The sequence below is a fragment of the Rhizobium sp. BK591 genome (assembly GCF_014195045.1).
GTDB classification, from domain to species: Bacteria; Pseudomonadota; Alphaproteobacteria; order Rhizobiales; family Rhizobiaceae; genus Rhizobium; species Rhizobium anhuiense.
This window is the reverse complement of sequence record NZ_JACIAZ010000002.1, coordinates 395,815-417,930: the sequence shown is the minus strand read 5'-3', so window position 1 is coordinate 417,930 and position 22,116 is coordinate 395,815. Positions and strand designations below refer to the sequence as shown.

Here is a 22,116-nt window from a genome sequence, read left to right as displayed (position 1 = left end):
ACAATTATGTAATTCATATTTTTGTAAGAGAATAAGAGATGCATCGATCCTGTCAAGCACGCGCGACGGATTATGCCCTCGCGGGTAGCACGACGCCGGAAAAACACCATCTTCGGCTGCGGCGCGCCCTCTGCACGACGGCCGGGCATTATGCCAAGGTAAGGCGATCGCCCTGCGGCAAGGCTTCAACGGAACGGGAGAACAGGATGAGCATCGATTTCAACGCCGGAAAATGGCTGAACGAGCCGGCCAACTGGCGGGCAGACGAAGCCGCCCTCACCCTGACGACCGATGAGAAAACCGATTTCTGGCGAGAGACCCATTACGGTTTCATCCGCGACAGCGGCCATTTCCTCGCCTTTCCGAGGGCCGACGGCTTCACCGCACAAATCCGCGTCCAGGGCGAATTCCGCACCCTCTACGACCAGGCCGGCCTGATGGTGCGCATCGATGAAAAACGCTGGGTGAAAACCGGCGTCGAATTCACCGACGGCGAAGCCTTCCTCAGCACCGTCGTCACCGACGGCAAATCCGACTGGTCGGTGGCGCAGCCCTTCAAGGAATTGGAGGATTTCCGCATCCGCGTGACCGTCAAAAACGGCGCGATGCGCATCCAGGCTTCACGTGATGGCAGCTTCTGGCCGCTGCTGCGGTTAGCGCCCTTTCCGGCAGCCATGCACTACGAGGTCGGACCGACCGCCTGCACGCCGGAGCGCAGCGGGTTGAGGGTGCGGTTTTCGGAGTTTTCGATTGGGGCGGCGATTACGACGGGGCTGCATGATTTGAGCTAGGAGGCAACTTCAGAAAATAGCGCGTGGGAAATGCCTATTTATACAAAACGTTGCGCAAGCGCTCCTGCAAATCACGAGTGGAATCGTCGGTAAAGCTGGTTTCAGAGACGATGATACGGACCACATCATCTGTTACCTGCTTGATCTTGGCTCCTGAAAACCCGGCCAGCCGCTCCTTGTGATCGACACCGACATAGCGCCAAAATAGTTCACTTAGCCACATGACTGCCCCTACCGCTTCCATATACCCCGAGCGAAATTGCCGACGACCAGGGTTCTGCGAGATGTCGATCACCATCTGTTCAAGCGGCGGTGGCAATCCATTAGAGCGCATGGGCAAGGAGGAGTAATCCCGCTTCTCGGCCTTGTAGAGGAGTGTGTCCTCAGCATTTTGCCATTCGTTATATTCAACGTCAGCAACCCATCCCTGAACGAAGTAAGGCGACACGACAAACGGCGACGTCCATCGCTCCCAATCGATTGACGCGCCTGGGACTTTCTCTGTTACTATGATGTGGCAAAGCTCAGCGTTTGCCACGGCGCCGTAATTAAAAATGAGCGTTGAAGTTTCGATTTCTCCGAGTCGACCAGTATTTCTAGCTGACGTTAGGAGTTTTTTGAGTTGCAGAGAGGCCCCGTGAGCTTGGAATTTTTCGTCGAGTTGAAGCGCACGCAGCACCGAGAGAATAGTCTCCAGCGCTTCAACCGCCGTTAGCGCGCCACGTCGCCGTTCACCCACTTCAATTCTCGGCTTTTCTGCGATGACGGTCGTTCGCCCACTATCGGGAAATAGGGTGAAAATCAGCTCTAATCGCTCTCGCCTAGTGCGTTCCACTATTGAAACTCCTTAATTATCACTGTAACGCCTTTATCTGTGCCGTACCGGACAAGGGCCTTCGCAGCGTCCGCGCCGCCTGGCTGAACTCGTATATCGAGCACTTTGGTCGCTAGGCTGCCATCGACCGTTATGGCGGCCTCATCAAGTTGGTCAATCGTATTTTTCATCCTGGCCATCCATGCCGATCCCGTAGTGTCGATGGTCTTCAGGCTGACTACCGTACTCCCCTTCTGGAAATCGATCAGCGGAAAATATCCATTATTCTCGGCACCGATATTGAACCAGCCATTCGTATTGCTGTACTCGGTTCGTGCGAGCGATGACTCGATTGATTTACCCCTGTCAATCGGATTGAGCGACCAAACACTCGACTGCGGATTTGTGGCAGCCCCGTTCGTCTTGGTAATCTCGCCCAGAGTTGAAGATCCGAAGATCTTGAGCTTGGTCGCCAACGCGACAACTTGAGCCATGGCAGCAGGATCGCCATTGTTTGCCTGCTGGATCATGTACGGGATACCCAAAACGCCGGCGGGATCTGTGACCAAGAGCCCGTAAATCGCTGGAAGGTCGCGCTTCTGTTCGGCCGTCAGATTCTCGACGCCATTGGGCGCGAGAATTTTCAGGATTTGATCAACCCCACCGGTGTTATTTAGCAGTTGCTTGGCGGCTTCCTGATCGTTTTGTGACGCCCAAAAAGAAATTGTACCTGCGTAGCTCGACAGCGATGCAACCACGTCACTCAAGACCGCAACGCATCCGGAACCACTGTAGCCGTTTGCTCGGCAAGCGACATAGGCGGCCTGCTGCTGTGTGTCTTTCTGTTCGAGTCGCGTTTGCTCTCCACAGTCTTTAGGATCACCCTTGCCCCCGTCACATGCGGCTTTCGCGGCGGCAAGAGCGTCGTTGTCGGCATGATTGAGATAGTTGTTTTGGTAGTTTGCGGCGCCGTAGGCCGCCCCTTCCCCGCCGCCAGCTACACCGCCGACAGCAGCGCTAAGGCTTGCGCCAATTAGCTTTGCGAGAGCGGCGCCTTCTTCTGTTCCTTCGTACTTGGTGCCTTTGAGCATGCCGTTGACAAGCCGCTCGATCGCCGGACCGAACAGCGTGGAGGCGGCGCCCCCGAGAGCGGCCTTAACAGCCCCTTCCCAGCCATTGACTCCACCGAGGATGCCGCCGCCGATCGCATGTAGGGCTGCGCGACCAAGACCGCCTTCACTCCAATAATCCATGCCTGCTTGATCGTGGTTGATGACGGCTTGTTTATACAATTCGGATGCAATGTCCCCGACCAATCCCGCCATGGTCTTCTGCGCCGCCTGAAGATCGGCTTGGGTCTTGTATTGATCCATTAGGATGTTCTGCAGGTCCGGCAGACCAGGCAGCGAGGTGTTGGTGTTATTTGTGTCGCGACGGATCGTGCCGAGATCCTGCGTCTGGTGCTCCGGATCGGTGATGATGATGCCAATGTTCGGACCGATGACCGAATAAGCCTTGCCGGTCTCGGTCTCCCCGGCCTTGACCGGCGGCGCGAGCGAAAGACCGCTCGTGCCGATCGAGCCGCCATAGGTGTCGGCCTTCCAGGTCGAATGCGTATCGATATCGGCGACCGTCAGCGTACCGGTGGAGAAGCTATTGCGCCCCTCAACCGCTTCGCTGGTGATCAAGCCGCCAACCAGCGAGGTCTGACCGCTCACGTCAATGGAAAGACCGCCGGTGCCGGCATGAATGCCGGATTGCTCCGAGACGACTATGGCATCGCCTTTAGCGCTCTGCGTGACGCCCGAGATGCCGGTGGAACCGAAACCGATCTGGCCCGAAAGGCTGAGCTGATCGGCATTAGCTGTGGCGCTATCAACCAGGCTCTCGATTGTCAGATTCCTGACGTTGGCCACGACGGAATTGCCCGTAACGGTCGCCCCTTTTAGGGCAAGGTCGTTAGTAAGAATGGTAACATCGCCGGTGCCGTTGAGATGGGTGTTGGTGTGGGTGACGGCGGTGGTGTCGGAGCCGCCTTTGCCGTAAGAGCCGCTGGCGCCGACACTGGCATCGCAGCCGATCTTCGTGTTGCAGCCAAAATTAACGCCGACGCCGGCGCTCCATGAGCTGTTCGAACTCGTCGAATCCGACGCGCCGGTGGCGGCATTGAGATTGATGTTGCCATTCCTCGCCGATAGGATGATGTCGCCGGCCAACGGATCGTCGGAGATGGTCGGCAGACCGAACTTGTCATAGCCAGCCGCTATCTGGGCGCCGTCGCTCGTAATGGAGCCGTTCTGCGCATCCATGGTGATGGAGCGGCCGGCGCGGATATCCGTGACGACAGGCGTAGACGTCGTCGTCGAGGACGCGCTCTGCTGATGGTTGACACCTGCGTTCAGGCCGATGCTAAAGGACAGGCCCTTACCGCTGACGAGGTCGTCGGAGACGCCCTTAAGGCCCTTGAGTCCCTCATAGAAGCCAAGCCCGGCAATCGCAGTGTTGGTCAGCGCATTGACGCCGCCCGGATCCGACAGCCGCTCCGCCGAGTTCACGATGCTCTGGGCGGCACTTCCGACCTGGCTGGAGACGCTGAGCGTCACGCCAGCGAACGTCCTCTCGTGCACCTCCTGATAATTGGTGACGTCATTGGCCGACAGAAGATTGATGTCTTTGGTGGCGAACAGGTTGACATCGCGCTCGGCCGAGGCCTGGGCGGCCTGCAGGTTGACATTGTTGCCGGCGGAGATGTTGAGGTCGCGGCCGGCCGAGAGCATGGACGTGGCGTTGGTGTCGGATTGCTGCGCCGAGCTGTCCTTGCTCGTCTGCGCGCCGATGCCGACCGAGAAGCCGCCATTGCCAGCGGAGAAGGACAGGCCGAAGCCGGACTTCTTCTCCTCTTCCGACTGCGAGAAGCTTTCCGCCCCTGGTGTGATGTTGACGTCGCGCGCGGCCGACAGATTGATGTCGCGCTCGGCATCGACCGAAGAGCCCATGATGTTCAGGTCGGTTGCCCGCGCCGTCAGGTTGACGTCCTCGCCGGCGGAAAGCGCCGAGCCGACATTCAGCGTCGAGGCCTGTGCGCCCTTGTTCTGCTGACTGCCGTAGATCGAAATAAACCCGCCGCCGGAACCGACGCCGATGCCGGATTTCTTGTGCTGCTCCTCGAGCTCGTGCGTCTCCTGCGCCCCGATGATAGAGACACTGTCGGCCGCGACGTTGATCGAGCCGTCGGCATCGACCTTTGAACCGGCGATTACAGCTGCCTTGCCCGCGTCAAGATTGACATCGCCGCTGGCGCTCAGCTGCGAGCCGACCGTCGTCTCGTCGTAGCTCTTGTGGCTGGATGAGCCTTTCGACAGGAAGCCGCTACGCGAGCCCTTGTCGTCCTTGGCGCTGGTATCCATTCCGGAGGCGATGATCAGGTCACCGCCGGCGTTGATGTTGAGGTCCGCCGGGTCGGTGCCGTCGTCCTTGCCGGCTTCGATCTTCGAGGCGGAAATGACCATGTCCTTGCCCGACTGAAGATCTACGCCTGCGCCGCCGCTAATCGACGAGCCGACGGCCGTCGTCGTTTCCAGATGCGTGGTCGTCTTCTCGCTCTTGCCGAGGAAACCGCCCTTGGTGCTAAGCTTGGTGTCGAGGGTCGCGGTGTCGGTGGCTTCGGCGATCGTCACGTCGCCGTCGGCATCGAGAGCGAGCTTGCCGTCGGCGGCGAGTTTGCTGCCAACGATGTTGAGGTCGTGATCGCCGCTGCCGTTGCCTGCGGTCACCGAGAGGTCGCCCCCGGCTGATATCTCCGAGCCGACATGGGTGATCGACGAGGAGGACTTCTTGCCGAAGGTGGATGCGGAATGCTCCTGCGCGGCGGTGATATCGATGTCGTCGTCGGCGCTGAGCGCGACATTGCCGCCGGCCTTGACGGAGGAGCCGGAGAGCAGGATGTCGTCGCCTGATTTGATCGTCGCATTCGTGCCGGCGGATAGCTGCGATTGCTGCTGGTCGGTGGAGAGGGTCCTGGTGTAGCCGGATTGGTTGTTGCGGGCGACATCGGTCGCCACCACGGCCACCGAGCCCTTGTCGGCGGTCACATCGAGCGTCGTGCCCGCTTTGGCGGAGCTGCCGATGACGTTGACGTTGTCGGTTGCCTTGATCGTCAGGGCTGCGCCGCTGGCAACTTGGCTGCCGGTGGCATTCTGCTGGCCTGAATTATCGACCTTGGCTGCAGCCAGCGTGACATTGTTGCCGGTGAGCGAGGCGTTGCCTGTGGCATTGACCTTGACGCCCTTCAGCGCCAGATCGCCGCTGCCGCCGGCGAGCTGCAGATTGCCGCCTGCCGTCACACCGGCATTGGTGTTGACGACGTTCTGGCCGCCGATCGTCATCGTCTGGGCGGCCAGCGTGATGCCGTTGGTGGCATTGAGCGCCGTGTCGCCGCGCGACAGGAAAGTGCCGCTGCCCTGGATGGAGCTGCCGGAGACGGTCAGGCCGCCAGCGGATGCGATCAGGCCGGAATTGTCGAGATTGCCGACATTCATATCGACCGAGCCGCCCGCCATGACGGCGCCGGCGCCGGTCAGCTTCTGCCGGTCGGCAGCGGCGACGTAGACGACGGGCGCGAGCACCTGCACGCCCTCGACGGTCTGCCACTGGTAAAGGACAATCGACTTGGTGAGGGCTGCCGCCTGCTCAGGCGTGAGCCCTTGGCCGATGGCCAGGCCGTGCTCCTTGGCATAGTTGGCACCCTCGTCGAGCAGCGTCTTCATCTGCTGGATGGCGTCATTGCCGGCGATAAAGGTGCTTCTGCCGAGGCCTTCGCCGACAAGCTGCCGCAACTGCGTGTCGATCAGTTGGTTCTCGAAATAGGCATCACCCAGGAACGGAACCGTCGTCTCCGGCACGTAGCCGATTTTGTTCATGAAATAGCCGGAGCCGTAGAACTTGCCGACGTCGAGGAATTCGGCGCGGGTTTCGAACAGGAAGATCTGTCCGCGTATGGTGCCGCCGAAGCCGCCCGATTGCGGCTTGGCGGCGGCCGCAAGGGCTGCGCCGTCGACGCGGATGCGCTCGGCAATATTGCCGAGCCCGGCAAGCAGGCTGCCGCCGTTGGCGGTGACGCCGCCGAGCGCCGCGTTGACGTTGAACAACGCGCCGCCGGCCGTCAGACCGGTGAGCGCCGAAAGCGGATCACCGGGGTTGCTTGTCGCCGCCACGCTGGCGCCGCCGGCCATCGAGCCGGCTGCGGACGTGTTGTTGACGCTGCCGAAATCGACGGAAAGCGCACCACCGGCCTTGATGTTGGCCGAGACGCCGCCGATCGCCTGGACGGAGCTGACGATCGTCGAGCCGTTGGCGATGTTCTTCGAGGGATTGGCGTTGCCATTGGCATCATAGGCCGTGCACGCGCCCTGCGCGTTGCAGGTCGTCGTCGTCGTGCGAAAGAGCGTGACGCCCGTATTGTTGAGTGTCGAGCCCTTCAGCGTCGCGTTGCCGCCGGCCTCGATCGAGCTGTAGGCATTGGTCAGATTCGTGGCGTCGATCGAAAGGTTGCGGCCCGCCCGGATCGTCGCTTCCGGGCTGAGCGTGCCGACCAAGCGGTCCTCATAGACCGACTGGCTGAGATTGGACGACCAATCCCAGGTATAGGTGGTGCTTTCGTCCGAGCCGCTGAAATTTACCTCGTCGACGATGAAATAACGCGACGGATTGTTGGGATCGACAACGGGATTGCCGTTCGCGTCCGTCGGCACCCGGTCCCTGATCCAGTCGATGATCGGCCCGACCTTTTCGGGTCCATCGGCCGAAATCCAGGTCCATGCATGATAGGTCGTGCCGTCGGCAAGCGTCGCCTTCGACCAGAGCAGCGGCTCATAATCCTGCCACAGCGCCGGATCGACGCCGGCGTAGAGTTGGTACATGTTCTGGTCTGCGGTCTCGAGATAGCCGAAAGGCAGGCCGGCGGCGACGGGATTCAGCGTGAAGCCGCTGACGACGCCTGAAGACACCAGCGTCCCGGTGGTCCATTGCGGTGTGGCGGCCCGCTGGTTGGTCAGGTTGCTGGTCAGGATCGACATGTCGTTTCCGGCCTGGATCATGCCGGAAATATTGGTGACGCCCGTGTTTCTCAGCCCGGCCGCCGCTCCGGCGATCTGAAGGTCGTGGTTGGCGAGGATGGCGCCTTGATTGTTGGTGAGCACGCCGCCGACGAAGAGGGTGGCGTCGTTGCCGGCATAGGCGAGGCCCGTGGCATTGTTGGTGAAGTTGCTGGAAATGTTGAATGTGAGATCGTTGCGGGCTGCCAATTGTCCGGCATTGGTCAGCGACGGCAGTGTCAACGTCAGGTCGTTGGCGGCGAGCAGCGCGGTGCCGGCCGTCGTGGTAAGACCGCCCGCCTTGATGGCGATATCGCCCGAACCGCCGGCACTGGTGACGGCATTGACCCGGGCGCCGCTGAGATCGGCCGTGCCGGAGAGATTGAGAGCCAGTCCGCCGAGAGTGAGGCTGCTGTTGGCAAGGTTGGCGCTCGCCGCATTGAGCGTCAGCGTACCGCCGGCGGCGAGGTTGCTCGCCCGGCCATTGGAGAGATCGATATTGGTCGTGCTGAGCGTCAGGTTGCCGGCAGTGCGGGTGGGATTGCCGTAGCTGATCTGGCCGCCCGACGCCGTGAGCGCAGCGCTGGCGAGGCTCTGGAGCTTGTTATAGGCAATATTCTGGCTGGCGCTGGCCGAAAGAGCGCCGCTGCTCAGCAGGGCGTTGCCGGCGGTGATCGAACCGCTTGTTGCGGCAAGGTTCATGCTGCCGGTCTGCTGGAGCTTCAGCGTGCCGGCGGATGCGGCGGTGGCGGCGAAGTCGAGGCCGGAAACGAGAGTATCGACGGTGATGTCCCGCGCCGAGAGGCTGGCGTTGCCGGCGGCAAGCGACTGGCCGGTAAGGTCGATCGTGCCGCCGGCAACGATCGTCATATCCTGATGGGCGACAACATTGGCGCTGACATCACCCGCTGCTCCGGCATCGACGCTTCCGGCGGCAAGCAGGTTGCCGGCGCTGATGTCGGTGCCCGTCGCCTCGAGCGTGAGATCGCCGGCCTGCCCCAGCGCGATGTCGCCATTGGCCGACTGGGCGGTGGCGGCAAAATCGACGCCGGAGACGATGGCGCCGGCCTGAATGGCGGGACCCGTGACCGAGACGTCGCCGGCGCCAAGGATCTGGCCGGTGACCGATGTATCGGCGTTGATGGCAACGGCACCGTGACCGCTGACATTGTCGGCCTGGAAACGGCCGGCATCGACGAGGAGCGCGCCTGCGGCAAGCAGCGTGTCGATATCGACGCTCCCGCTGCTACCGGCATCAAGCGTCAAGTCGCCGGCCGAGCCGACGGCGATGGCGCCACTCGGCGAGGCGGCGGTGGCGGCAAAGTCCATGCCGGCGACGATCGTGCCCGCCGCAATCGAGCCGCCGCTGATCGATATATCGCCGGCGCCAAGGAGCTGGCCGGTGACGTCGGTGTTGCCGGAAAGCGTGATCGCGCCATGACTGGTGATAGCAGCGGCACTGAGGTTGGCGGCGGAAGCCGAGAGATTGCCGGCCGCAAGCAGGGTGCCGGCATCGATGTCGCCGCTGGCGACAAGGGAGAGATCGCCGCTCTGCGTCAGCACGATATTACCGCCGGCCGCTTCCGTTCCCGCAAAGTCGATGCCGGCGATGATGGCGTCGGCCGAGATGGCCGAGCCGGTGATGTCGATGTTGCCGGCACTGAGGATCTGACCGCTTACATCTGTGGCCGCGTTGATCGCAATGGCGCCATGCGCGATGACGCTCTGGGCCGTCAGCACCGCTGATGTGACCGACGTATCGCCGGCCGACAGGAGTGCCTCGACATCGACGGCGCCGCCGCTGGCGGCAAGCTGGATGTCACCCGCGCCTGATAGAACCGTGCTGCCGTTTGCCGCATTGGTCGCAGCGATGTCGAGGCCGGAAACGACCGTATCGGCCGAGATCGAGCGGCCTGACGCCGTGACGTTGCCCTGCGCCAGAATATCGCCGGAGACGCCGATATCGGCGCCGGCGGAAAGCGCGATATTGTTGCTGCTGACGAGCGAGGCAGCCGAGATCGCGCCTGATGTGGCGGTGATGGAGAGCGCGCCGGTGCCCTTGACCGCACCGACAACCTGGATGTCGCCCGACGTAGCGGACAAAGAGAGCGCATTGCCGGCGGTAATGCTGCCGGCGGCAATGCCGGCCGCCGACGACATCAGCACGTTGGCGGCGCTGTTCACCTCGCCGCCGACACTCAACAGCCCGCTGCCGCTTGACAGCACGATGTCGCCATCGGCGGCGACCGTATCCAGCGTGATGCCCTGCCCCGCCTGAGCTGCGACCTTGGCTTTAGAGGCCACCTTGGCGGCCGTCACCTTCGCCTTCGAGGAGATCGAAACGCCCTGCTGGCCGGAGACGTTGCCGAGCGAGATCTTGCCGTCGGCCGACAGTGACAGCTCGTTGGTGTTGGCGGCAAGATTGCCGCTCATGCGCACACCGGCACCCTTTTCGGTGACGACGATCTTGATGCGGTCGGCCTGCATGGCGCCGAGTGCTGTGCCGTCGATCGCATATTCCGGCGTGCCTGATGTCGCGGCAAGTGCCGTGGCGTTGCCGGTGGCATAATCGAATTGATTGCGGCCAGCCGTGACGCGAAGATCCTTGCCATAGACAGGACCGTTGACGTGGACCGCCCGAGAAACGATGTCGAAGAGGTCGACGGCGCCAGACCCGGCGGAGAAATTGCCGCCGTTCGGCCCGATGGTGACGTCGCCGCCATTGACGGTAAAGCCGTTGAGCTTGCCATCGGCGCCGATTTGAGGCGCGCCCGTGGTCAGTGTCGCATGCGGCGTGTTGATGAAGCCGCAGCCGTCGCAGGTGATGCCGTTCGGATTGGCGATGACGACATCCGCCCGGCCGCCGAACACCTCGATCGGGCCGTTCAATCCCGAGCGGTTGCCGCTGGTGACCTCGTTGAGGATGACCGATGCGGGACCTGATGTGTTGAGATTGGGATTGCCCGGCGTCAAGCCGCCGAGATTGGAGGTGCCGACCTCGCCCTTGTAGTTGTTGAGGATGAGACCCGGTGTGCCGACGTTGAAATTGTCGTATTTGTTATGCGACAGGCCGCTCGCATTCGGGGTGACGATGTCGATGAGCGGCACGCCGTTCGGGGCGGTGCCGACGCCCGGCTGGTTGGCGACGGGCGCCGTGGTGCTCGCAGAAACCGATTGGGCATTGGCCAGCATCGGCTGAAAGACCAAGAGTGCGCTGAGCACGACGGCAAGCGAGCGATTGGCAAATCTGCCGAGCCGGCAGCCAAGACCCCTTGCTTCAGAACCAGGACCGGTTTTCTCACGCATCGTTTTGTCTTCCCAAACGCACAACTGGTTTTGTGTCTCGATATCAATCGTCGCTCGGCGCCGCCGCCACTGCGGCGGCACTGAGCCTCATCGCAGGCCTATTTCTGGGTGAGCCAGGTCTTCACATTGCGGGTAAAGGACTTGGACAGGCGCTGCGCCATAATGTCAGGCGCCCCTGACGTCGTTGCCGCGTTGATCGCGACAGCGACGATCACGCCGTAGCCGCTCCCGCGCATGGAGAGGTCTTCGCCATGAATGTTTTGCGCTTCGGCGATCAGTTGCCCTGTTTCGGCGTTCTCCAGCCGCACGGTCCCATCGATCATGCTGTCATGGCCGCCGATGATCCGGGCCTGCTTGGTGGTGACATCGAAGACGTGCAGCGTCACGACCAGCCTGCCGCGCGTGGGGCCGCCGGGCACGCCGATCAATTCCTTCGCCATCGTCGCCTGAAGCGTGCGAACCGCCTCCGGCACCTGCTGGTCCGCCTTGTCGCCGAAACCGAATGTCTTGACGTCGGGCGCCAACTCAACCCGGATTTCGCGCACAGAGGTTCGTTGGAGAGCCGCAATCAGCCGGGGATCGGTTGTCGTGACGCAGGACGCAAGCGTCGCCGCCAGAAGCAGAAGGGTTAGAAAACGCACGATACGCATACAGAAGCTCCGGGATTCAGGCATAAGGTTCGAATGTCAGCGAATTCAGTTCCTGTTGTCCGACGACGATGCAGGCTTGGCCTTGGCGTCGAGATGCTTGTAGAGCTCGGTCAACTGGGACTTGGGCGCGGGGCACCCTTTCGATTTGGCAATGCTGGTCAGGACATTGTTCCTGTTGCGCAATGCGTCGATCTCGACCTTCTCAGGCGATTTCGGATCCATGAAAAACAGCGCCGGCAGAAACAGGAGCACACCGGTCGCCCCAAGAACGATGTTCTTGCCTTGCGCATCGGTCCGCTCCTTCACCGTCGAGGTGATCTGCCGCTCGTTCGCCTCGAATTCACGGGTGATGCCGGCGCAATCGAAGGCGCTGTCGGTCGGGTTGGTCGAAGCGACCGGCCGCGCCTCCCGTCCGGCACAGCCGGCAAGCGCCATCGAAAAAGCAAGGATCAGCGCCGTCGATCTTGAAAGGGTTTTGACGGACTTGTTCGTCGAGATGCTGCGGATGATCATTTTCCTGCTTTCGTTACCAATGAGCCGATGCGCTGAAATAAAAGAGCCCGCCGTCGACCCCGTCGAGGCTGCTTGCAACAATGTCGGAATAGCCGAGGTCGGCGCTGAGATTGCCGCCGACGGTCCTGATGCCGGCCGTCCAGCTGGCGAGATCGCCGCCTGATATATCGAGGCGCTGTTGCGCGTAGATGTGGCCGTAATCGAAGCCGAGATAGGGGCGCAGCTCGCCGAATGCCTTCGCAGCCGCGCCGCCACCCTGGTTGGACCCCGTTCTCCAGACGATCTCGTTGTGGCTGAACATGCCGTTATTGCCGAAGAGCACGCTTTCGCGGGTGCCGCGGACATTGCTGTAGCTGCCAAGCGAGATCTGCTCGGCGCCGAGGAGATTGTCGGGGGAATATTGACCGCTGACCAGCGATGTCAGTTCGAACTGCCGGCCGGCGGCCTGGAATGGCTGCGTCACGCTGACCGTCGCGTTGAATTTGGAAAAACGTGGGTCTGCATTTCCGGCACCCGGATCTCCGGGGTCCACGGCATCGAAGAGACCGAGCCCTTTGTCATAGCTGACGTCGAACACCCAAATGCCGCCGAACATACGGCGGGAGTGGGAAATGCCGATATCGCCGACCGTATAGCGGCGGCTGCCGACCTCGATCAGATTGCCGAGCAGAAAGTTGTTGGTCTGCTTGTAGGTCAGGCTGCTGCGGACCGTCGTGATCGAATCCTTGTCGCGAAAGACGACGCGATCGAGGCCGAGGCCTGCCTGCCCTGAATTGCCCGAGGTATCGAGCGATGAGAAATTTCCTTCGACCGTGCTTTCATACTGGTACCAGGAGCCGTTCAGCGAAACCGTGGAATAGCCGTAGGGGACGCTGACATTGCCGGAATAGCTGTTGCCATATCCGTTTCCGTCGTTGCTCCACGGATAGTCCGGACCGCTATGCTCGTAGGAGAACGACCACTGATCGTTGATATCAAGCAGATCGTCGAAGCCGAGCGATGCCGAACTTCTGGAAAAGCCGGTGCTTTCCTGGCCCATATTGTTGTTGCCCAAGGAGACATGCCAGGGGCGGCGCGGGTGGTTTTCGATGTTCAGGATGGAGGTTCCGTCCTTGGGGCCGGGCAGCATGGCCGACTTGGCGTCGTTGGCCTGCAGCCGGTTCATCTGGTCGAGGCCCTGCTCGATATCGCGGATATTGACGACCCGGCCGATCAGCCCGGGAAAGGCTGTCGCCAGCGAACCGTTGCCGGTCACTTTCTGGCCATTGAGATAGATGTCGGAAAGCGTGCCCTCGACGACGAGCAGACGGAGGACCCTGGTCTTGGCGATATCCTGCTGCGGCACGTAGGCACGCGAGGTCACATAGCCATGATCGATATAGAGGTGCGTCACATCCCTGAGAACGGCATTGATCTCCGCCAGGCCGACGCATCGGTTGCCGTAAGGCGCCGTCACCTTGCCGATCTCCTGCGCCGATAGCAGATTTGCCCCATCGATCTCGACGCGAGTGATGTCGAAACAGGCCGCATTTGCCTGGCTGGCCGGCAAAGAGCCGTCTTCCGTATCCGCACCGCCACCCGGTGTGGCGCGGCGCAGGGCATCCAGCCGCTGCGTCTGCGACTGCTGCTCCTGGCGGCGGTTGAAATCATCGGCAGGCGACTGCGCGTAAGCGGGTGCGACACCCATCGCCAGGACGGCGCCAGCGACCAAGGAGTATCGAATTTCAGTGGTCATTTTGAAATTCGGCTACTTCGCGGCGATGGATTGAAGTTCGTCGAGGGCCGGTTGCAGCCCTTTCAGCGAGAAACGGATATTGACGTCCTGGCCGTTCATCAGCCGCACCAACCCTTCGGCGGTCGAGCCCTTCTTGAGCGCCGTCGCCGTCTTCGTATCCAGCGCCAGCTGCGCCCAGCATCCGGCCTGGTTGCAATTGCGGTAGTCAAGTTTCGCAACGGGCTTGCCGTCGGCCTTGATCGACAGGCCCGAGGGCAGGAAGACGTTGAGCGGCATCAGAGCGGTCAGCGTCAGCCCCGGCTTGCCTTTCTCGCCCTTGCCCTTCTCGCCCCTGCCCTTCTCGCCCTTGCCTTGGGACCCGGCCGGCGCAGCTGCGATCGCCAGCGTCAGCACATTGACGTTCTCGCCATCTTTGGCGACTTGCGCGATCTGGGCGACTTCGCAGGCCTCGGTGCCTTCAGAACCCGAGCAGCGATAATACCAGTCGTCGAATTTCTGGGATTTTATCGCCGGCGCCTGCACCTGCCCCGCTTCCTGATCGGCAGGAACAGCAGTTTGCGAAAAGGAAGGATTCGCCCAGGCGATGAATATCAGAACGGAGGCGACAGTCTGGAGGCCACACTTCGTATCGGCTTTCAAAAATTTTCTCATTGAAAATACAACTTCAGGAAGATTTTATTGGCGTGTAAAGTCATATCGCTACAATCCATCGTTTGGTCAACCTAAGCGTGTCAGCACGGTAAAGTTTCCGTTAGATATTTACTTCGCGTTCTGGGAGTTTGATTCCACGCCCTGGGAGAGGCTTACCGCAACGAAATCGCCACCAAATTTCGACAGCCGGAATAAAACTGAATGGCGAGGCGATGAGACGACACGCAACTTACGCGAAGCTGTTCTCGTGCTCGGCTACATTGAAAAATTCCATCGATGAACGGATAGGGTGAATAACTTCGCGCTATTCCAAATGCAGAAAAGTCTTGGGAAGATGAACTTCATTCTTTCAAAGAAAAGACTGCTTTCCCGCATCAGCACCCTCACCAATGCTGGCAGCCAACCCCTCACAAATACGAAGATGTATTTTAGAAATTGATTGCACCCACGGTTGCTGCGGTTATTCCTTTTGAAAAAGGGGAGGATAGCCGCATGGCGAAAAGGCAAGGACCCGGCCAACCCGGAAGAGAACCGGCAGACGACTTTCGGGAAAACCTGGTCAAGACCCGAATCGGCGGCGATCTCTCGTCCTTCATGAAAGGCGATCCCGACCCATAAATCATCCATAGCCATCGCGCGCCGCGTCGGTCGCATGATTGTCATTTTCGAGGTGACATCAGCCCCGTTCTCTGCGAAAAGAAACGCGATGAGAGACAGGGGCGTTCGTCGACAGACGGGCTGAGAAGCACCCTTCGAACCTGAACCGGATAATGCCGGCGGAGGGAGTCGCTCGGGGTCGCGGCATCGCCCGCACGAACCGCCCCGTGGCCGCCCCCGCCTGAAAGGGGCCATATGCAGACCAAGACCACACCCGGAGCGATGCTGAAGGCGATGCGCGAGAAGCCGCCGCTCGTTCAGTGCATCACCAATTACGTCGCCATGAACATCGCCGCAAATGTTCTGCTTGCCGCGGGCGCCTCGCCCGCCATGGTGCATGCCGCGGAAGAAGCCGGCGAATTCGCCGGGATCGCCAGTGCGCTGACCATCAATATCGGTACGCTGTCGACGCAATGGATCGACGGCATGCAGGCGGCGGCGAAGGCGGCGGCTTCAGCCGCCAAGCCCTGGGTGCTCGACCCGGTCGCTCATTATGCAACGGCCTTCCGCCGCAACGCCGTCGCCGATCTCCTGGCGCTGCATCCGACCATCATCCGCGGCAACGCTTCCGAAATCATCGCGCTGGCCGGCGGAGAGAGCCGCGGCCAGGGCGTCGACAGCCGCGACCCAGTCGAGCAGGCGGAAGGTTCGGCGCGATGGCTCGCCGAGCGTCAGCGGGCGGTCGTCGCCGTGACCGGCGCCATGGATTTCGTCACCGACGGCGAGCGGGCCGTGCGCATCGAAGGCGGATCGGCCTTGATGCCGCAAGTCACCGCGCTCGGCTGCTCGCTCACCTGCCTCGTCGGCGCCTTTGCGGCAACGGCGCCCGAGGACATTTTCGGCGCCACGGTCGCCGCCCTTTCGACCTTCGCCATCGCCGGCGAAGACGCGGCACTCGGCGCCGCCGGCCCCGGCTCCTTCTCCTGGCGCTTCCTCGATGCGCTGGCAGCGCTCGACGCCGAAACGCTTGACGCCAGGGCAAGGATATCGGCGGCATGAAGGCTTTCGACCTTTCGCTCTATCTCGTCCTCGACCCCGATCTCTGCGCGGGGATCGGCATGGTGGAAACGGCGCGCCTTGCCGTTGCCGGCGGCGCGACGATGGTGCAGTTGCGTGACAAACATGCCGGCACCGTCGGGATGATCGAGACCGGCCGCGCCTTGAAACAGGCGCTTGTCGGGACCGGCGCCCTGTTCATCGTCAACGACGATGTCGAGGCGGCAATCGCCATCGGCGCCGACGGTCTGCATATCGGCCAGGAGGATTTGGATGCGCGCACGGCGCGGACGATGATCGGCCCTGCCATGATCCTTGGCCTCTCGGTCGAGACCGCGGCGCTTGCCGCCGCCGTCGATCCGGATCTGGTCGATTATACCGGCGTCGGGCCGGTGTTTGCGACGCCGACCAAGGCCGATCACAAGCAGCCGATCGGTTTTGACGGTCTTGCCATGCTGGTAAAGGCCTCGCCGGTGCCGTCGGTTGCGATCGGCGGCCTCAAGGCGGATCATGTCGCCCAAGTATTTGCTGCGGGCGCCAAGGGCCTTGCCGTCGTCTCCGCCATCTGCGGTACGCCGGATCCCGAAGCGGCCACGCGCCGCATCGCCGCAGAAATTCGAAAGGCCCGCGCATGATCCGCAACGTTCTCTCCATCGCCGGCTCCGATCCCTCGGGCGGCGCCGGCATCCAGGCCGATCTCAAGGCCTTTTCCGCCCGCGGCGTCTACGGCATGGCGGTGCTGACCGCGCTGACGGCGCAGAACACCCAAGGCGTCAGCGGCGTGCATCTGGTGCCGCCGCAATTCGTCGCCGACCAAATCAATGCCGTCTTTGCCGATGTGCGCGTCGATGCCGTCAAGATCGGCATGATCGCCAATGCCGGCATCGCCGATGCCGTTGCCGGTGCACTGACTGACCACCGCGACATTCCGATCGTCATCGACCCGGTGATGATCGCCAAGGGTGGCGCCGCCTTGCTCGCGCCTGAGGCGGTCGACGTGCTGACCCGCCGGCTGCTGCCGCTTGCGACACTCCTGACCCCGAACTTGCCGGAAGCCGCCGCACTGCTGCACCAGCCGGTGGCGACAAACCGAGCCGAGATGGCGGCGCAGGCCGAACAGCTGCGGGCGTTTGGCCCGGCCGCAGTGCTGGTCAAGGGCGGCCATCTCGATAGCGACGAAAGTCCTGACGTCCTTGCCACCGCCGCTGGCCTGCACTGGTTCGAAGCCATGCGCGTGCCGACCAAGAACACGCACGGCACCGGCTGCACGCTCTCCAGCGCGCTGGCCGCCGAACTTGCCAAGGGCGCCTCGGCGCGGGAGGCGGTCGCCATCGCAAAGCAATATCTCGCCGGCGCGGTCGCGGCAGCCGGAAGCCTCACCGTCGGCTCCGGCCACGGCCCGGTGCAGCATTTTCATGCGCTGTGGAAAGACGGCGAATAAGCGCTCGCTCGGCATAGATGCAGCCAATCGAAACGGCCCGGCCCTCCCGGCCGTTTTTTCGTTCGGCAGCTACTTTGCGTTGAAACCGCAGTTGCAGTGCGGGCAGTCCCTTTGACCTTCTGAAAAACCTTGTTGACAAGCCCGGTCAGATGGCCAAATCTATAACACTAAAAGGGGATACATTCCGCAATAACGGAATAACTGGAGGAGTGACAGGTGCCAGACCTGCTTGTGAGCTTGTATTCCGCTGAGCTCGCCGACCTGAAACGGAAAGCCGATGATGTCGGCATCTCCATCCGTCCGGCCCTCCCCCCGGAACTGCATCTCATCGCCACTTGGGTTCGCGAACAGTTCACCGAGAACTGGGCAAGCGAAGTCACCGTCGCCTTCTCCCGCCAGCCGGTTGCCTGCCTGATCGCCGTCGACGACGGCAAGCTGCTGGGCTTTGCCTGCTACGACACGACGGCGCGCGGCTTCTTCGGCCCGACCGGCGTCGACCCGGAAGCGCGCGGCAAAGGTATCGGGCTCGCCCTCTTCTCCGCCTGCCTGCAGACGATGAAGACGCTCGGCCACGCCTATGCCTTCATCGGCGATGCCGGGCCGGTCGATTTCTACGCCAAGACCGCAGGCGCAACCATCATCCCCGCCCCCGACAAGGGCATCTACGAAGGCATGCTGAGAAGCACGCCGAAATGACCATCTGATCCCGGAGCTACAGAATTGTCCTCGACCCCGCTCGCCCTTTTCGTCGGCCTTCCCACTCCCACGATTTCGGATGATGAATTCGCCCTTTTTCGCGACACCAATCCGCTCGGCCTGTTCGTCGGCCGGCGCAATCAGCGCGAGCCGGAGCAGACCAAGCGGCTGATCGCCCGCTTCCGCGAAGCCGTCGGCCGCGACGACGCACCTGTCTTCACCGACCAGGAAGGCGGCCGCGTTCAGCATCTCGATGCCGGCCCCTGGCCGCTCTTCCGCAGCTTCGGCCAGTTTGCCGAACTTGCGCGCCGCGATTTCGATCTCGGCAAAAAAGCACTGCGCCTTTCCTCCCAGGCCATGGGCGCGATGATGACGGAACTCGGCCTTTCCAGCGGCTGCTCGCCCGTTCTCGACCTCGTCTTCGAGACGACGAGCGCGGTCATCGGCGCCCGCTCCTTCGGCCCTGATCCCGATTTCATCGCTGCCCTCGGCCGCGAGGTGGTCGATGGCCTGCTCGAGACCGGCAACATGCCCGTCATCAAGCACATTCCCGGCCATGGCCGTGCGACACTCGACTCCCACAAGGAGCGTCCGGTGGTCGACGCCAGCCGCGAGACGCTCACCGCGACCGATTTCAAACCCTTCGTCGCGCTGAAGGATACGCCTTGGGCGATGGTCGCCCATGTCGTCTACTCGGCCTATGACGCGGAGCTGCCGGCGTCCGTCTCGCCCATCATGCACGACGTGATCCGCAAGGACATGGGCTATGAGGGCGTGCTGATATCAGACTGCATCTTCATGGAGTCGCTCTCCGGTACCTTGCCGGAACGCGTCAAACAGGTGCTCGACGCAGGCTTCGACATCGCGCTCCACAGCCACGGCGACATTCCGGAAAGCGAAGCTGCCGCCAAGGCCGCCCGTCCGCTGACGGAAGCCGCCCTCAAGCGGATCGTCGCCGGCAAGGCGCGCCTCGGCAATCTCAAAGTCGATGTCCGCGCCGCCCACGCAGAAGTCGAAGACATGTTTGCCAGCGCGCTGGTCTCCTGACCGGCCCGTCAACTCTCACCGCATAAGAAAAGGGGAATAAAACATGAAAAAATATCTTCTTGCCGCCGCCGCGCTGACGCTGCTTTCGGGATCGGCCATGGCGCAGACGATTCTGACGGCGAATATCGAACCTGCGACGACCTGGGTTCGCAACTTCAACCCGTTCAACCAGACCTCATCGCGCCAGTCGACGCTCGACTTCATCTACGAGCCGCTGGTTATTTTCAACCGCTTCGACAGCAACAAGCCGGTCTATCGTCTAGCCGAAAGCTTCAAGCTCTCCGACGATCTGAAGAGCATCGAGTTCAAGCTGCGCCCGAACCTGAAATGGTCTGACGGTAAGCCGCTGACCGCAGCCGACGTCAAGTTCACCTATGATTACCTGAAGAAGTTCCCGGCGCTCGACTTCGTCAGCATCTGGACCTTCATCACCGATGTGCAGGCGGTCGACGCCCAGACGGTGCGCTTCACGCTCGCCAATCCGAGCTCGCTCGCCGCCGAGCAGATCTCGCAATTGCCGATCGTCCCGGAACATGTCTGGAAGGATGTCGCCGATCCCGTCACCTTCGCCAACGAAACCCCGGTCGGCAGTGGCCCGCTGACGGAAGTGCCGCGCTTTACCGGCCAGACCTACGACCAGTGCCGCAACCCAAACTACTGGGACAACGAGCACCTGAAGGTCGATTGCATGCGCTTCCCGCAGCTTGCCGACAACAACCAGATGCTGACCGCGACAGCCGACGGCACGCTTGACTGGGGTGTCTCCTTCATTCCCGATATCGACAATGTCTATGTATCCAAGGATCCGGCGCATTTCCACTATTGGTATTCGCCGAGCAGCATGGTCGCCTTCCTCTTCAACTTGGAAACGGCGAACGAGAACAACAAGAAGGCCTTCAACGATCTGAAGTTCCGCCGGGCTGTCAGCATGGCGCTCGACCGCAAGACGATGATCGACGTCGCCGGCTACGGCTATCCGACGCTGAACGAAGATCCTGGCTTGATGGGCGAGCTTTACAAGAGCTGGGCGGACCCGTCCGTCAAGGCCGACTTCGGCAAGTTCGCAACCTATGATGCCGATGCCGCCAAGGCCCTGCTCGACGAGGCGGGCTACAAGGATAAGGACGGCGACGGTTTCCGCGACAATCCCGACGGCACGAAGATTTCCTTCTCGATCATCGTCCCCAGCGCCTGGACCGACTGGATCGACACCGTCAACCTCGCCGTCGAGGGCATGCAGGCGGTCGGCATCGACGCCAAGATCGAAACGCCTGAGGAAGCCGTCTGGACCGGCAACCTCATCAACGGCACCTTCGATGCGGCGATCAACAGCCTGCCGGCATCGGCCTCGCCCTACTATCCTTACAAGCGTGCCTTCAGCGCTTCGGACAAGGGCAAGACCCGCTTCACCGCGCAGCGCTGGTTCAATCCGGAGGTCGAGAAACTCGTCACCGAGTTCACCCAGACCGCCGACCTTGCCAAGCAGAAGGAAGCGATGAACAAGGCGCAGCGCATCGTCGCCGAAAACATGCCGATGATTCCGGTGTTCAACAATCCGAACTGGTATCAGTACAACACCAAGCGCTTCACCGGGTGGTCGACCAAGGAAAACCCCTTCGTCAATCCGTCGATCTCGCGGACCAATCCGGCACGCCTCTTGAACCTGCTCGCTCTCGAGCCGGTCAAGTAAGCATCATGATCTCCGGAAGCGGCGTAGAAAACGCCGCTTCCGCGACGACGGAGTTCCCATGGCTTTCCTGCTTCGCCGCCTCGTCTTCTACATGGCAGCCTTCATCGCGGCAGCGACGATCAATTTCTTCCTGCCCCGGCTGATGCCGGGCGATCCCGTGCAGATCATGTTCTCGAGCGCCGGTACCGAATTGCCGCCGGAAAGCCTGCAGGCGCTGAAGCTCACTTTCGGCTTCGTCGACGGTCCGCTCTGGCAGCAGTACCTCACCTATCTCGGCAGCATCTTCACCGGCGATCTCGGCCGTTCGATCAAATATTTCCCGCTGCCGGTGACGTCGGTGCTCGGCCATGCCCTCCTCTGGACCGTCGGCCTGATGGGAACGGCGACGATTTTCAGCTTCGCGCTCGGCACCTTGCTCGGCATCGTCGCCGCCTGGCGGCGCGGCAGCAGGTTCGATGTCGTCGTCTCGGTAGGCGCGATCTTCGCCACCTCGGTACCGGCCGTCGTCACCTCGCTGATCGTGCTCTTCATTTTCGGCTTCACGCTCGGCTGGTTTCCGAACGGTTATGCCGCCGATCCCTCGCTCGATCCGGCCTTCAGCTTGCAATATATCGGCAGCGTCGCCTATCACGGCATCCTGCCGATGGTGACGCTCTGCACCGTGCTGATCGGCGGCTTCACCGTCACCATGCGCAACAACATGATCAACCTGCTCGGTGAGGACTATATCGTCATGGCCCGCGCCAAGGGTCTTTCCGACCGGCATGTGATGCTCTGGTACGCGGCGCGCAACGCCCTGCTGCCGACCGTCTCCAGCCTTGCCATCGCGATCGGCACCATCCTCGGCGGCTCGCTGGTAACGGAGGTCGTCTACAACTATCCCGGCCTCGGCAACATTCTCTACCAGGCGATCCTCGCCCGCGATTATCCCGTCATCCAGGGCCAGCTTCTGATCATGACCGCGACCATGCTGATTGCCAATTTCATCGTCGACGTCAGCTATATCTTGCTCGACCCGCGGCTAAAGGGAGCGTGAG

General features: G+C 61.8%; 15 protein-coding genes and 1 riboswitch. Of the genes, 8 read left to right on the top strand and 7 right to left on the bottom strand.

The annotated features are described in order from the left end of the window. Window positions 1–206 precede the first annotated feature (206 nt). A complete protein-coding gene (locus FHX10_RS09035; RefSeq protein WP_025554449.1) occupies window positions 207–791 on the top strand; it encodes a DUF1349 domain-containing protein in 585 nt (194 codons plus the stop codon). A 34-nt stretch (window positions 792–825) separates the two neighbouring features. Here the strand turns inward: FHX10_RS09035 and FHX10_RS09030 are convergent, their stop codons facing one another. The 7 genes from FHX10_RS09030 to FHX10_RS09000 all read right to left on the bottom strand — a co-directional run bounded on the left by FHX10_RS09030 (window position 826) and on the right by FHX10_RS09000 (window position 15,185). Beyond that, window positions 826–1,626, bottom strand: coding sequence for a hypothetical protein (locus FHX10_RS09030; RefSeq protein WP_025554451.1), 801 nt, complete (start codon window positions 1,624–1,626; stop codon window positions 826–828). Further along, window positions 1,626–11,003 (bottom strand): hemagglutinin repeat-containing protein, encoded by a 9,378-nt coding sequence (locus tag FHX10_RS09025; RefSeq protein WP_246781218.1) that lies wholly within the window; start codon window positions 11,001–11,003, stop codon window positions 1,626–1,628. The genes FHX10_RS09030 and FHX10_RS09025 overlap by 1 nt, the downstream gene beginning before the upstream one ends. 98 nt (window positions 11,004–11,101) lie before the next feature. Continuing rightward, window positions 11,102–11,653 carry a hypothetical protein gene (locus FHX10_RS09020; protein ID WP_063476049.1) on the bottom strand — a complete coding sequence of 184 codons (552 nt, stop codon included), beginning with the start codon at window positions 11,651–11,653 and terminating at the stop codon, window positions 11,102–11,104. Between the two features lie 45 nt (window positions 11,654–11,698). Next, the gene (locus FHX10_RS09015; protein WP_029868271.1) at window positions 11,699–12,166 is read right to left on the bottom strand and encodes a hypothetical protein; all 468 of its coding nucleotides are present in this window, start codon (window positions 12,164–12,166) and stop codon (window positions 11,699–11,701) included. Window positions 12,167–12,179: 13 nt separating this feature from the next. Next, window positions 12,180–13,901, bottom strand: a complete 1,722-nt coding sequence (locus FHX10_RS09010) for a ShlB/FhaC/HecB family hemolysin secretion/activation protein (RefSeq protein WP_097594827.1) — start codon at window positions 13,899–13,901, stop codon at window positions 12,180–12,182. Between the two features lie 12 nt (window positions 13,902–13,913). Beyond that, window positions 13,914–14,552 (bottom strand): invasion associated locus B family protein, encoded by a 639-nt coding sequence (locus FHX10_RS09005; RefSeq protein ID WP_184389254.1) that lies wholly within the window; start codon window positions 14,550–14,552, stop codon window positions 13,914–13,916. Window positions 14,553–14,807: 255 nt separating this feature from the next. After that, window positions 14,808–15,185: a hypothetical protein gene (locus FHX10_RS09000; RefSeq protein WP_184389250.1), complete on the bottom strand. Its 378-nt coding sequence runs from the start codon at window positions 15,183–15,185 to the stop codon at window positions 14,808–14,810. Between the two features lie 72 nt (window positions 15,186–15,257). Continuing rightward, window positions 15,258–15,354: riboswitch (TPP riboswitch) on the top strand. Window positions 15,355–15,404: 50 nt separating this feature from the next. On the opposite strand from FHX10_RS09000, the gene thiM reads away from it, so the two are divergent. From thiM to FHX10_RS08965, 7 genes are all read left to right on the top strand, one after another. Then, window positions 15,405–16,208: a hydroxyethylthiazole kinase gene (gene thiM, locus FHX10_RS08995; protein ID WP_029868275.1), complete on the top strand. Its 804-nt coding sequence runs from the start codon at window positions 15,405–15,407 to the stop codon at window positions 16,206–16,208. Continuing rightward, window positions 16,205–16,840, top strand: a complete 636-nt coding sequence (gene thiE, locus FHX10_RS08990; protein ID WP_029868276.1) for a thiamine phosphate synthase — start codon at window positions 16,205–16,207, stop codon at window positions 16,838–16,840. Before thiM ends, thiE begins: the two co-directional genes overlap by 4 nt. After that, complete coding sequence (gene thiD / locus FHX10_RS08985; RefSeq protein ID WP_029868277.1) at window positions 16,837–17,646, top strand: bifunctional hydroxymethylpyrimidine kinase/phosphomethylpyrimidine kinase; 810 nt, start codon at window positions 16,837–16,839, stop codon at window positions 17,644–17,646. The genes thiE and thiD overlap by 4 nt, the downstream gene beginning before the upstream one ends. A gap of 216 nt (window positions 17,647–17,862) precedes the next feature. After that, window positions 17,863–18,342 (top strand): GNAT family N-acetyltransferase, encoded by a 480-nt coding sequence (locus FHX10_RS08980; protein WP_132573527.1) that lies wholly within the window; start codon window positions 17,863–17,865, stop codon window positions 18,340–18,342. Between the two features lie 24 nt (window positions 18,343–18,366). Then, window positions 18,367–19,389 (top strand): glycoside hydrolase family 3 N-terminal domain-containing protein, encoded by a 1,023-nt coding sequence (locus FHX10_RS08975; protein WP_029868279.1) that lies wholly within the window; start codon window positions 18,367–18,369, stop codon window positions 19,387–19,389. A 43-nt stretch (window positions 19,390–19,432) separates the two neighbouring features. After that, window positions 19,433–21,079, top strand: coding sequence for an ABC transporter substrate-binding protein (locus FHX10_RS08970; RefSeq protein ID WP_063476046.1), 1,647 nt, complete (start codon window positions 19,433–19,435; stop codon window positions 21,077–21,079). A 58-nt stretch (window positions 21,080–21,137) separates the two neighbouring features. Further along, window positions 21,138–22,115 carry an ABC transporter permease gene (locus FHX10_RS08965; protein ID WP_063476045.1) on the top strand — a complete coding sequence of 326 codons (978 nt, stop codon included), beginning with the start codon at window positions 21,138–21,140 and terminating at the stop codon, window positions 22,113–22,115. Window position 22,116 lies beyond the last annotated feature (1 nt).